The organism is Roseovarius lutimaris (assembly GCF_900115165.1).
Lineage (GTDB): Bacteria > Pseudomonadota > Alphaproteobacteria > Rhodobacterales > Rhodobacteraceae > Roseovarius > Roseovarius lutimaris.
Genome location: NZ_FOVP01000044.1, coordinates 1 through 12,714 on the forward strand (window position 1 = coordinate 1; position 12,714 = coordinate 12,714).

The window sequence follows — 12,714 nt, forward strand, 5'->3', positions numbered from 1 at the left end:
AATTTACCAGTGGTGCTTGGATCGACGTGCTTACGGATGCAAAGATCAAGATCAGCATGGACGGCAAAGGCGCTTGGCGCGACAATCGGATGATTGAGCGCTGTGGCGGTCACTGAAATATGAATGCGTCTACCTCAACGCTTTTGAGACCGGCTCAGAAATGCGGGCGGGCATCGGTAAATGGCTGACCTACTACAACTCTGAGCGCCCCCATTCGACGCACGGGTTATTGACCCCCGATGAGGTATACGCCAACAAAACAGAACCAATGAGATTAGCAGCCTGAAGTGAAACCCTGATCCATCTTAACAAGGCTGCAAACTGGTCGAAAAAGCAGGACCACCTCTGTCATTGGTTGAAAAGCTACCGCGCTTTTTCGTGGTTTTGCGGATCACCCGGTTCAAACTTTCTATGGCGTTGGTGATGTAGATGATTTTGCACATCGCTGGCGGGAAAGCGCGACAGGTCCAGGCCGGATCATTCAACACCGAAATGATCCTGCGTGTACCGGCCTCGTTCAGGTTGCGCGCCAGAGAGTGCCAGATGTCGGTCATCCAGCACTCCCCAAAACCGGGACAGGTCCACACATTGGTTGAGCTGCAAACATCCATAAGAATAAGCGCGCAATTGATGATACCCTGATCGACCGTAACTGGCGTCATTTCTCGGACGTTATTCAGCCCGATCACATGAAATGAGGCCGAGAGGATCTAACCTTCCAAGTGAATTGGGCGACGGCCCCGTTTCACGCGACTATGGAAAAGCCATTGCAACATCGCGGCCTACGACCTCAGCGTCTCTTTCTGCGCGGGATATCCACTCCTGCATCGGCGGATAGGCCATATTCGCCCCAATATACGGCGCAACATCCTCGGCAGCTTCGACGCCATATGTCACGTATCGACTGACCATTGGTGCGAACAAGGCATCCACAAAGGTGTAATTGGCCCCGAACAGGTATGGGCCACCGGCCCCATATTTTTGCCGACAGTCGCGCCAGATTTCCTCCATCCTGCGAAGACCTTCCATGACGCCTTCACGACCGCCCTTGACGCCCGGCCCCTTCATACGCGTTTCAATAGAAGGCAATCCGTTGCGCATTGGCCATCGTTTGATCAAATTCATCGGCATCGCAACCCGTACTTCCTCAAACTCGCGATGCACTTCTGCTGCAATACAACGCGCATAACAACGCTGTTCGAAATCCTGCGGCCAGATCTGACCGTTTGGGTTAAGTTCCCAAAGGTATTCCGCTATTGCCATTGAATCCCAAACCACAGTTGATCCATTCACCAACACCGGTACCCGACCTGATGGCGAAACTTCCAAGATCTCTTTTCTGGTTTGAGGCTGACCGAGAAAAATCGACCGTTCTTCAACCTCTAACCCTGCAAGCCGGCACGCCAGCCATCCGCATATTGACCAAGATGCACTCCAAGCATCTCCTATATAAAGAATTGGCGACAAATTATTCTCCTTTTTTGGTATGAAATCTCTCGCGGACACCTAAGATGCCATGCGTCTGGTGAGTTTCTCGGCGGTCAGCAGCAAAGTTGCAGCGGACCCTCTTTGCATATTGTTGCCAACCATAACGCAGCGCCAATCCAAGACGGAGCACGGTTCAAGGCCACCGATTGTTAGTCCCATACCCGTTTTTGCCTCGGCATCGGGCGAAGGGCGCGGGCGCCCTTTCGTCTCACTGACCACAAATGGGTGCTCAATCGCTGTCGGCAGCCGGGCCAGGTCGGGAGGCAATCTGAAATCCCTCAGACAACCAACCAGTTCGGTACGGCTGCACGGACCTGCCATCTTGAATGAAACGAACAGGGTGTGCCCGACCGTGACCGGAACCCGTGCACATTGCGCTGAGACTGGAAACGCGCTGTCGAAAATCCGTGCTGTCTCTCGTTCCAGCGCAAGCGCCTCATCACATAGCTGTGGATCAACATTATTCAAAATCTCTAGTGCTTGCGGGCCGGTCAAATCAGCACCAGATAACGCCTGAAGTGTAACCACCGACACGGCGTTTATCTCTTGCACGGAGCGGATCGCGCTCAACATCAGCGACAGCATCACCGTGGTGCAATTTGGCGTGGCGACAATCCGAGCATCCCGCGGAATCTCATGAATATCTGGTATAATCAGAGGGATATCCGCGTCCAGCCTGCATTCGGCTGCGTGTGTAATCACCCTTGATCCACAGTTTGCAAAAGCGCGATCCACGGGCCCGGACAGCCCGTCGGGAAGAACAGATAGAACCAGAGCATCATGCGAAGCAAGCTTTGCAAGGGTCTCGGCAGACCCACAGTGATGTTCCAAATCCTGCAACTCAGCCGGCATTGCCGGCGTCAACTTCCAATCGCACGCTTTGCCATAAGGCAATGGTGCCCGTTCCGCCCCCAGATCGCAAACCGCGCGGATTGAAAACATCGGATGACCGATAAGTCGCTGAAGAAGGGTCTGGCCGACCAATCGGGCAGCCCCAAGAACGACAACCGGGGTCATGCCGGAGCGCCGAGATGTTTCAGCCCGTACACGCGTTCGATAAAGACCAGCCCGATCAGAGCAATCGACATCTGCACCGTGCTGATCGCCGCAATCGAAGGGTCGAACTGATGCTCCAGGTAAGACAACATCACAACAGGCAGCGTGCTGGTCGATGGGCTTCCGAAAAAGAACGAGACAGGCAGATTGTCGATCGATACCAGCATCGAAAACATCGCGCCTGAAAAAATACCCGGCCGGATCTGCGGTAGCACGACATAGCGAATGATCTGCCAGCGGGTTGCGCCAAGAATTACTGCGCTTTCTTCCAGATCTGGCGGAGCACTGCGGTAAACGCCCGCAACAGTCCTGACTACATAGGGCAAGCCAACAACCGTATGCGCAACAATCAAAGACATCAGTGAAATACCCAAGCCGATGGCTGAAAAATAGAACAGCAATGCCAGACCCAACACGATCATCGGCATCGACAATGGTGACAAAAGCAGCGCCATCAAAAACTCCGTCGCTGGTGTCTTGGCACGTACAAGATAAAGCGCAGCCGGCACACCGACCATCACCGCAATCACCGTCGACATAAACGCAACCTTGAGCGTCACCCAAAGCGAGTTGGCGAAAGGCTCATACTCAACAATTCTATAGAACCACCGGAGCGAAACCCCCTCAATCGGGAAGCTGACATAAGTTGCCGAGGTGAAGGAAACCATCACCACCACAACGATGGGAACGATCAGAAAAACAAAAAATAACAGGGTAACAAGACCAAGCAACCAGCGTTCTCGAGTGTCTTCAGCCATTTGTGCCATTGCGTCACACTCCCTTTCTACGGATAAGCCGCAATTGGAAAAACAGGCATATAAAGGCGATCAAAAGCAGGGCGTTGCTCATTGCGGCTGCAAAAGGCAGATCGCGCGTCGTGTTGAATTGTTGGTAAATCAAAAGCGGCAGTGTCTGAAGCGAACCGCCACCAAGCAAGAGCAGTGTCACAAAGCTTCCATTGGCGAGCATAAAGACCAAAATTGCGCCTGTCCCAAGCCCGTCCATGCTGAGCGGCAGGGTGATCTTTAGAAAGCTCATGCCCTTTCCTGCACCCAACATCCGTGCGGATTCTTCCAGCCGCCGATCAATGCCCGCCAATACGGAAGCAATGGACAAGATCATGAAAGGCGCAAGGACATGCACCAAGCCCAGCACCACAGCGACGGGACTGTTCAACAAAGCCAAAGGTTTCGAAATCAGGTCGAGCGATTGCAGCCATTCATTGACCAGACCGCGCCTGGCCAGCAACACTTGCCAGCCAAATGTACGCATGATGATCGGGGTCAAAAGCGGAGCGATCAACAGGAAGATAATCAGGTTGTAAAGCTTTCCACCGGCGTGGCGAACCATGAAGTAGGCTACTGGATAGCCGACCAGAATACAGATCAACGTAACAACAACACTCAGCAGCATCGTTTCGCCGATCACACCAAGGTAAAAGCTGTCAAAAAAGAGCCGCTCATAGTTCTGCCATAACCCGCCGCCGGGGGGCGGCAACCGCCCCTCGCGAAAGCTCATTTCTCCAACGAACACGAGCGGAACAATAAAGAACGCCACTAGGAGCAAAAGCGACGGAATCATGAAGGAAAACCCCATGAGCCGCCAAGGGCGCGCAACGGCGCGTGCTCTTGGAACTGTTCCCGCCGTTTGGCGCGTGGCATTCTGTCCGCTCATGGTTTAGGCCCCAATCTCACGGTTCCAGCGATCGACCCAGACAGGTATCGCTGCTCCGATCTCTTCAAAGGGCGGCCAGCGGGTTTCTTCCCATGGGGTGATCCGTTCTTTCAGCCAATCGGGATAAACGACCTCTGAATTTGTCACGCCATACTGAACCATTTCTGCAAATTTCAGCTGAGGTCCCGGTGCGAGCACACTGTTGATATACTCCCATGCAGTATCCGGCGAATTCACCACCTTTTGCACCACAACCGGGTTCATAACCGCGCCTTCGTCGGGATTGATGAAACCGATCCACTCTGCGCCGGTCGAGTAATGCGCCCAAGTACGCCCGTCCCAATAAATGCCAAGCTCTGCTTCACCGGATTCGAGGTGATTGAGGAATTCGGTCGCACCGCCGTAGAAGATAACGGCATTTGCCTCTTGCAGTTGCTTCAGCGCCTCAAATGCCGGATCGACATTGTCGACACTTCCGCCCAAGGCATCGGCCAGCGACCAGATCAGCATCTGTGGCGTCGGCGCATAGCTGATGCTTGGCAGCGACAGGACATATTCACCGGCGAGCGCGCCTTCAATCATCGCCTTGATGCTGCTTGGCGGATTTGCGACGCGCTCTCTGTGGTAGGCAATTCCGGCCGCGCCATAGTCAAAGATCACGCCCCAGCCCTGCACCGACTCAACAAACCGGTCAGGGATATTCTTCAGGTTGGTTAGCTTGGACGGTTCGATCTTTTCCACAAGCCCGGTCCGGCCAGCGACAAGCGCAAGGTCAATGGTGTTCACCAGAACATCAATCGGTGGGTTGTCGATGCTCGCCTCAATCTGGCTCATCCATTGCGGCGGGCCGCCGATCTGGATTTCGGCCGTGCCGCCAGTGCGTGCCTCGTAATCCGCGACGAACAAGTCGCGGATCGCTATCTCCCAAATGCCACCATAGCTGGTAACGACAATGGAATCGACCTGAGCAAAGGCCGGACTCAGCGAAGCTAGTGCAAGGGCACTGCCTGCGACGGTTCCAGCAAGAACCTGACGACGGGACAACTTAGTCAACATGGGTTTATCCTCTTATGTGATTGGAATTGACCCGCTTGGACAGTTTCTGGCGGGAACAGAAATTGGGAGGCTGCAAATGTTTTTTATTATCGTGAGATCGCCTCCAACGCTTCTTGCACGCGTGCCTTCACAGCGTTCGGATCGGACAGCGCCTTTTCAAAAGACCCCTCTGACGCATCAAGATCAGGCAAGACCAGAGAATAGAAATCACGTCTGTGCCTTGATCGATTGGATGCGCCCTCGTTTTGGATGACAGCATTCAGACTGGCCACGACATCGTTTGAGATGGCCGCATCCCATGCCGCGCGATTGACGCCAGGATTGTTATCGGCGGGATGTGACGGTGCATATTTACGCATGTCTGCGCGCCGCGCCTCTGTCGCGGTGAGGTCGATCGTTCCTCCCTCGATGACAACGCCGTAAGACGCAGCCGCGACATCCTCGCTCAGGAATCCGCCCGCAACATCAGCCAAAACCAGATCGGCGGCGCGTTCTAGAGGATCGCCATAGCCACCCCCACCGGGCATCAGCACAGTCAGCGTGTCGCCTTTTTTTACGGGGAGCATATCGATCCGGCCGGTATCTATCGCACAATCGGTGCCTTCATTCAGGATCACCCGCATTGGCGCACCGGGACATCCACCGAACAGCCCCCAAGGCCGAAACCGGAAGCGTTCCATCCCGCGCCCAAGAATACGCCCCGTATCCGCTTCGATGCGAAATCTCAACCGCACGCCAACACCGCCGCGCCATTTGCCAGCCCCACCAGAATCCGGACGGATCCCGTATTCGAGAACCGACACAGAAATTTGCGATTCCACCGTTTCGATCGGATTATTGGCGAGGTTCGAAATACTGGAATCGCGCCCGTCCACACCATCAGAACCCTTGCGCGCCCCACTGCCGCCAACCATCGGCTCGACCACTGCAACGTGAGTGGCACCTGTCTTGGGATCGTCTGCGGCAAATACAATGGGGACCATTGCACCACCACTTGCTGCCGGCATCACCTCGGGCAGCGCCTTACCCAAAACTCCGTTAAGCAGGTCGTTCACTCGCACTGCTGTCGCATGTCGCACGCCCACCGCTGCGGGGGCGACAGGGTTTAAGACGGTCCCTTTGGGCACTGTTACTGTGATTGGACGAAACATGCCGGCGTTCATTGGCGTCGTGGGATCCATTGTCATTATGAATGCGATCATCCGGACCGTCAGCCAAGCATGGCGTTTACCATTGGTGGGGACGTTGAACGCAGCTTCAACCTGTGGATCGGTGCCGGTAAAATCCAGATGAATCTCACCATCCCGCGCCGTCATCGTCACTTCGAGGCGGATCGGATAGGAGCTGACCAGATCATCGTCCATGTAGTCAATAAAGTGATAACTACCATCACCGATCTGGCGCAACACATCGCGCGATTTGGTTGCAGCATAGGTCTGAAGATCGCCGCGTGCGGCACGGAAAGCTTCGATCCCGTGACGCTCAATGATCGCGGCGACGCGGCGTTCACCGACATTTAACGCAGCGATCATCGCCTTCAGGTCGCCAATATTTTCATCCGGTGTGCGGCAATTGGCCTTTATGAAAGACAAGACATCGTTGTTCCACTTCTTTTCTTCCAGCAACTTGAGAGGAGGGATGAACAATCCTTCCTGATAGAGCTCGTGATTGGTGGGTGAAATGCTGCTTGGCACACGGCCCCCGACATCCGACAAATGCACAAAGCTCCAGCCGAAGCAGACCAACTCGCCTTCGTAAAAATATGGCATGAGAAGGTGAGCATCAGGTGCGTGGGTCGCAAGGCCTTCGGAGTCGTAGGGATGATTGGTGATGATCACGTCACCGGGCTTTAAGTCTTCAACCGCACGCAGGGTTGGGCCGCAATCCAGATCGATAAAGCCCGACACTCCGATTGCGCGAGGGTAAGCAAAGAAATGCCCGTCCAGATCAGCCAGAGCTGTGCCAAAATCGGCGGTTTCCTTAACATAGAGCGTGCGGCCGGTGCGTTGCAGGGCATGGCCCATTTCCTCAGTCGCGGCGCGCAGCTTATTGCCCAGGATTTCAAGCAGAATGGGATCGAGACTTATCATTGGTTGGCATCCTTGCACTCGGTATGGGTGGCGATCAGGTTTGCTTTTGCGTCCGCGACAGCGGTCCATCCCGGCAGCGCAAAGACTGTGGTATCTGGTTGATCTATCAGGAACGGCCCGTCGATCCGCTGACCTGCCAGAAGCGTGTCGCGTTGATAGATGGGTACATCTGTCCACGCCCCCGCAATGAAGACAGACCGCGTACCACTGCTTTGCGGCGCGGCCTGCCCTGCACCCAGTGACGGCAGAACCAGTTCCGGCATCTCGCCGATGGCACGCACGCGCAGCGTCGTGATTTCCAGCCGGCTCTCGGTATCGCGAAAGCCATAGGTCTTTTCATGCTCTATGTGAAAAAGTTCGGCCACGGCGGCGGCATCGCGGGACTCGGCCACTTCGCGCGGCACCGGTACAGACAGATCGAACCCCTGCCCCGAATACCGGATTTCCGCACTGTGTTGCAGATAATGACGGTCCAGAATCTCGCCCTCGCCCTCGATAAATTGCGTCGCCTCGTTTTCAAGCGTGGCAAATGCGGCCCAGACTTCATCATCGCCGGTGCCTTCCGCAAAGGGTCGACGCAACGAGCGCACAAAGTCGCGTTTTACATCAGCAGCAAGCGCGCCAAGCGCACAGAACGTCCCGGCAGCCGGTGGGATGATGAGGCTTTTAACTCCGACCTCTTCGGCCAATAAAAACGCATGGGTTGGGCCTGCGCCGCCAAATGGCATCAGGGCAAGTTCCCCTGCATCCACACCCTTTTGCGCCAACGCTTTCAGCATCTCGCTTGCCATGCTTGTGCTTGTCACCAGAAGCGCGGCCTCCGCAGCCCGCGCTGCAAGATGCGTGCCAGTCAGACCCAGACGCCCTGCCACCTTCGACAGCGCCACCTCGGCCGCCCGCCGGTCAAGCCGCTGTTTGCCGCCAAGAAACCGGTCAGCGTCGATGATGCCCAACGACAGATAGCAATCTGTTACAGTTGGCGATGTGCCGCCACGTCCATAGGAAATAGGACCAGGATCGGCCCCTGCGCTGTCAGGGCCAACCTTTAGAATATTTTGCGCATCCGTCCACACGATCGAACCGCCACCGGCCCCGATTGCCGAGACCGCCACAACCGGCATCATCAACGGCAGATCACCCACGTGGGTATGATTGGTATAACCCGGTTCACCGCCCATCGAGATCGCGATGTCGCTCGACGTGCCCCCCATATCAAAAGACAGAACGCCCAGCGGTGTCTCGTCATCGACTGTGACCGAAGAGGCAATGTGCGTAGCCGCAGCGACGCCTGCCGCTGGCCCGCTCAGCATTGTTTCAATCGGGCGGGCACGGGCCGTTGCAATCGACAAACTGCCACCATTCGACGCGGTGACGTAAATCGGGGCGTTAATTCCGTCGCCCAGCAACTTGGCCTGAAGCCGTGCGAGATAACCATCCATCAGGGGTTGGATCGTCGCGTTGAGGGTCGCTGCAATTGCACGCTCGTATTCGCGAATTTCCGACCAGATTGTTGTCGACGCTGTAACATCCACACCCTCCAGACGCTCACGGAGTGCCGAAACAATTTCAACCTCGAACGCGGGGTTCATCGGAGCATTTACCAAAATTACCGCCACCGCGCGAACGTCTGCTGCGCGGATCTGCGCAGCTGCACGGTCAAGATCTTCAGCTTCGGGGCAGCGTATCACCTCCCCTTTTGCGTCGATGCGGGCGGGCAACTCGAATACGCTGGAGCGTGGCACCAGCGGCTCTTCTTTTCCGGCGCGAAAATCGTAAGAGTTCGGCATCCGACACCGCGCGATTTCGAGAATGTCCCGATTGCCCTCTGACACCACCAGCGCGGCGCGCGCGCCCTGTCGCTGAATGGTCGCGTTCAGCGCAAGCGTGGTCCCATGCACCACAAGACTGATATCCGCCGGATTGATCCCCTCCTGAGCAATCAGCGCACGCAGCCCCGCAATAACCGCTTCTGATGGGTCCTTCGGAACGCTTGGTTCCTTGTGATATGAGAGACGCTTACTGTTATGGTCTGACAGGACAAAATCAGTGAAGGTGCCACCTACATCGATCCCGACCCTATAGCTAACGATGGCAGATGGCTTGTTCATTCACTCGGTCCTTTTTGCTCAGAAGTTGTGTCTTCGGATGCCAGCAGCACAGCATTCTGCGGGTGCCAGCCAACGGTGACCATGTCGCCCTGTTCGATGCCCGCGCCCACCAGGTCTTTTGCCTGTTGGTAGACGACGAGAGGCGCCTCGCGCCCTGCGATTTCGACTCGAAACACATGGTTATTACCCCTGAAAACGTGCCCGGTGACACGTCCTGCCAGATTGACTTCTGTACCGTCCTGAGGAGCGGTTTCAGGAGCGTCATGTAGACGAAGCCACATCTTTTCTGGCCGAATAGCGACAGTGCCCGCGGCCGCGCCAGGTGCACTGGAATGGGCCAGCACGGCCCCTTCACCAACGCCGGACGCAATGCGTACATTGCCATGGCCATCCTTAACGCCTTGGAACAGGTTCGCAGTGCCCAGGAACTCGGCAACAAACCGGGTCTGCGGTTTGTTATAAATATCATCGGGCGCACCTGACTGAACGACCTGCCCATCATTCATCACCACGATCTCATCGCTCATGGTAAGCGCCTCTTCCTGATCGTGGGTCACGATCACTGTCGTGATCTGCAAATCGGACTGGATGCGGCGCAACTCGAACTGCATCTCTTCTCGCAAGTGACGATCCAAGGCCGCCAACGGCTCATCCAGAAGCAGCACAGCGGGGTTTGTCACCAGTGCGCGGGCCAGAGCAACGCGTTGTTGCTGACCGCCTGAAAGCTGACTGGGATAACGGCTTTCCACATGTGGCAGGCGCACCATCGCCAGCATCTCGGCGGTGCGTGCCGCAATTTCGTCAGACCCCACGCCCGCCATCCGCAACCCGAAGGACACATTTTCACCAACCGTCATATGCGGAAAAAGGCTGTAACTCTGAAATACCATGCCCAACCCGCGCTTATTGGGCGGAACACGGGTCACATCAGCACCGCCAATCAGAATGCGTCCGTCGTCCGGCGCCTCCAGTCCCGCCAGCATCCGTAGCGTCGTTGTTTTGCCACATCCCGAAGGACCAAGCAGCGCCGTCATACGACCGGGACGAATGTCAAGAGTGGTTGGCCGCAGTGCTATGACAGACCTAAACCGCTTAGAAATCCCATCAAGTCGCACGGCGACACCTTTGCGATCGATGGCATCACAATTCGCCGTGCGGTCCGTTGGAGTCGCTATCGGAAAGGCTGTCATATTGGTCCTCAATGTTCGTTCTCATAAGTAAGTCCACGCTTCCGGCGCAGATTGCTGTGGCGATTGACTTTCGTACTAGGACATAGTGATATTTAAGTGGTCAATATTTAAATTGTCATAGGTACATTGAGAGATTCAACATAATGGCAGCCCCCAAAAACACGAAAACCACAACAGCACCGGTCACTGAAATTCCACCGGAATCGAATGTAAGCATCAGAAATACTGCGATAAAATCCAAGCCCCACACATTTCGAACAATCGTTCGCCTGATCGCCGAAGAAATTCGGAACGGTCATTATCAACCCGGAGATCGCCTCCCCCCCCACAGGCGACTTGCCGAAAAAATGGGCGTTGCGGTTGCCACGGTCAGCCGCGCCTACGACGAATTATCTCGAATTGGGCTGACAACAGGCGAGGTGGGCCGAGGAACATTTGTCAGGCGGGCACCAGGATCCCGGCCTGTCGATGCGATCCTCACGCGACCTGCGCCAACCGAGATCGATCTGTCCATCAATCAACCCGCAATTTCGGAACGACACGACATCGCATTAAGAACCGCCCTCATACGGTTGAGCGAGCCATCAGCCGATGCCTTGCGGCTTACGCTTGCCGGATATCAACCAAGCGTTGGCCGCTTCGAGCATCGACAGGCCGGGTCCAAATGGCTGGGAACGCTTGGGCTTCATGTCGATCCCGAGCAGATTGTGATATCAAGCGGAATTCAGCAGGGCGTGATGGTCTCGGTGGCTGCTGCGTTCAAGCCCGGTGATGTCGTGATCGTCGAAAACCTGACGAACCCAAGTTTTCGTTCGCTGGCCAATCTCTTGCGTCTCACATTGGTCGGAGCCCCCATGGACCAATTCGGCATCATGCCAGATGCGCTTGACCGGATCGCGCGGGAGACTGGCGCAAAGGGTCTTTACACGATGCCGACGTATCAAAATCCAACTGGCACCGTAATGCCTCGCGAGCGCCGGACGAAAATCGTTGACGTCGCAATCAAGCGCAATCTCACAGTCATTGAAAACGCAGCTTATGATGCGATTTTGAATACGCCTCTTCCGTCACTTTATACCGATCTGGTGGCCAAAGGCGCACCCGTATTTTACATCTCGGCGCTCACCAAAGTGGTGATGTCTGGCGTAAGAATAGCGTTTGTGGTTCCGCCAGCCGCGTTGCTGCCGCAGGTAACAGGGGTCGTTTTTGCAACGACGACCCATGCGCCTCCTTTGGCTGCTGAGATTACCTCTGAATGGATCATGGACGGAACAGCAGAGACCCTGGTTGCATGGCAACGCACCGAGTTGCAGGCACGTCATCAGATTACAAAAGACGTCCTTGGCGACTTGGTCAGCGCGAACTCGGGACCATGCAACCATTTGTGGCTTCAAGTGCCAGAACCATGGCGCGCGGATGAAGTTCTTTCACTCTGCCGCGCACAAAATGTGATTTTAGGGCCCCCCGCTGCATTCACTGTCGGACGCACCCAAGCGCCGCAAGCCATCAGAATAAGCCTGGGGGCCGCCCGCGACCGCGAAAGCCTTAGATTGGCGGTCGAAGTGTTGGCCAATGTTATTGGTGGCGCACCAATCCTACCTTCAGGCTTTACCTGATGGGCCAAAGCCGGACTAAAAAACCACAATACCTTGCAAAAGAACATAAACGGCGCGCAGGCAAAGCCCCGGGACGGACTCGCTATATAAGGGCGGCCCGCCTGGGGGCTTTGCCGTCCGATAGGCGGGGCGAAATCAAATGCTGAAGCCGGGTCATGTATGGATACCCCCGTTCGCGCAAGATGGTTTTTCGACATAGTGACGTGTGATCGGGTGCGGTCATGTATCAGGCCTGTTGTGCGGCGATCAAATGACCGCTGGCCGGTATGGAGCTGCGCGGCTTTGATGCAAAATCAGTTCTGCGGGCTCTTGGCCCATTGACCCGGATGCGTTTTCAAAACCGTCGTCACCGATCTTTTGTCCTTCCTGTCTATGACCTCCTCACACGCCGACTTCCACTACTGACTACTCGATACAATCAAGCTGCTGTCAGACG

The 12,714-nt window shown here is 55.7% G+C and carries 9 protein-coding genes and 2 pseudogenes; 2 read left to right on the top strand and 9 right to left on the bottom strand.

The window, feature by feature from the left end; genetic code table 11:
* A pseudogene (locus BMZ91_RS20180) lies at nt 1-286 on the top strand (transposase); the annotation flags it as partial.
* Nucleotides 287-359: 73 nt separating this feature from the next.
* On the opposite strand, the pseudogene BMZ91_RS21880 reads toward BMZ91_RS20180, so the two are convergent.
* From BMZ91_RS21880 to BMZ91_RS20225, 9 genes and pseudogenes are all read right to left on the bottom strand, one after another.
* Nucleotides 360-458, bottom strand: a pseudogene (locus BMZ91_RS21880) (transposase); the annotation flags it as partial.
* A gap of 295 nt (nt 459-753) precedes the next feature.
* The gene (locus BMZ91_RS20190) at nt 754-1,467 is read right to left on the bottom strand and encodes a glutathione S-transferase N-terminal domain-containing protein (protein ID WP_177193942.1); all 714 of its coding nucleotides are present in this window, start codon (nt 1,465-1,467) and stop codon (nt 754-756) included.
* A 39-nt stretch (nt 1,468-1,506) separates the two neighbouring features.
* Nucleotides 1,507-2,505, bottom strand: a complete 999-nt coding sequence (locus BMZ91_RS20195; RefSeq protein ID WP_092842392.1) for an Asd/ArgC dimerization domain-containing protein — start codon at nt 2,503-2,505, stop codon at nt 1,507-1,509.
* Nucleotides 2,502-3,311, bottom strand: a complete 810-nt coding sequence (locus BMZ91_RS20200) for an ABC transporter permease (protein WP_218145703.1) — start codon at nt 3,309-3,311, stop codon at nt 2,502-2,504. Before BMZ91_RS20200 ends, BMZ91_RS20195 begins: the two co-directional genes overlap by 4 nt.
* A 4-nt stretch (nt 3,312-3,315) precedes the next feature.
* Nucleotides 3,316-3,972 carry an ABC transporter permease gene (locus BMZ91_RS20205; RefSeq protein WP_218145704.1) on the bottom strand — a complete coding sequence of 219 codons (657 nt, stop codon included), beginning with the start codon at nt 3,970-3,972 and terminating at the stop codon, nt 3,316-3,318.
* A gap of 249 nt (nt 3,973-4,221) precedes the next feature.
* A complete protein-coding gene (locus BMZ91_RS20210) occupies nt 4,222-5,274 on the bottom strand; it encodes an ABC transporter substrate-binding protein (RefSeq protein ID WP_218145705.1) in 1,053 nt (350 codons plus the stop codon).
* An 86-nt stretch (nt 5,275-5,360) separates the two neighbouring features.
* Nucleotides 5,361-7,364, bottom strand: coding sequence for a hydantoinase B/oxoprolinase family protein (locus BMZ91_RS20215; RefSeq protein ID WP_177193943.1), 2,004 nt, complete (start codon nt 7,362-7,364; stop codon nt 5,361-5,363).
* Nucleotides 7,361-9,472 (bottom strand): hydantoinase/oxoprolinase family protein, encoded by a 2,112-nt coding sequence (locus tag BMZ91_RS20220; RefSeq protein ID WP_092842395.1) that lies wholly within the window; start codon nt 9,470-9,472, stop codon nt 7,361-7,363. Before BMZ91_RS20220 ends, BMZ91_RS20215 begins: the two co-directional genes overlap by 4 nt.
* Nucleotides 9,469-10,662: an ABC transporter ATP-binding protein gene (locus BMZ91_RS20225; RefSeq protein ID WP_092842396.1), complete on the bottom strand. Its 1,194-nt coding sequence runs from the start codon at nt 10,660-10,662 to the stop codon at nt 9,469-9,471. The genes BMZ91_RS20220 and BMZ91_RS20225 overlap by 4 nt, the downstream gene beginning before the upstream one ends.
* Before the next feature lie 143 nt (nt 10,663-10,805).
* Here BMZ91_RS20225 and BMZ91_RS20230 point away from each other — a divergent pair, with 143 nt between their 5' ends.
* Nucleotides 10,806-12,278: an aminotransferase-like domain-containing protein gene (locus BMZ91_RS20230; protein WP_092842397.1), complete on the top strand. Its 1,473-nt coding sequence runs from the start codon at nt 10,806-10,808 to the stop codon at nt 12,276-12,278.
* Nucleotides 12,279-12,714: the final 436 nt, after the last annotated feature.

What these genes read in the sequence shown, in the direction of transcription:
- BMZ91_RS20195 (WP_092842392.1), bottom strand. Translation starts at nt 2,505, where the DNA reads ATGACCCCGGTTGTCGTTCTTGGGGCTGCCCGATTGGTCGGCCAGACC.
- BMZ91_RS20200 (WP_218145703.1), bottom strand. Translation starts at nt 3,311, where the DNA reads ATGGCACAAATGGCTGAAGACACTCGAGAACGCTGGTTGCTTGGTCTT.
- BMZ91_RS20210 (WP_218145705.1), bottom strand. Translation starts at nt 5,274, where the DNA reads ATGTTGACTAAGTTGTCCCGTCGTCAGGTTCTTGCTGGAACCGTCGCA.
- BMZ91_RS20215 (WP_177193943.1), bottom strand. Translation starts at nt 7,364, where the DNA reads ATGATAAGTCTCGATCCCATTCTGCTTGAAATCCTGGGCAATAAGCTG.
- BMZ91_RS20220 (WP_092842395.1), bottom strand. Translation starts at nt 9,472, where the DNA reads ATGAACAAGCCATCTGCCATCGTTAGCTATAGGGTCGGGATCGATGTA.
- BMZ91_RS20225 (WP_092842396.1), bottom strand. Translation starts at nt 10,662, where the DNA reads ATGACAGCCTTTCCGATAGCGACTCCAACGGACCGCACGGCGAATTGT.
- BMZ91_RS20230 (WP_092842397.1), top strand. Translation starts at nt 10,806, where the DNA reads ATGGCAGCCCCCAAAAACACGAAAACCACAACAGCACCGGTCACTGAA.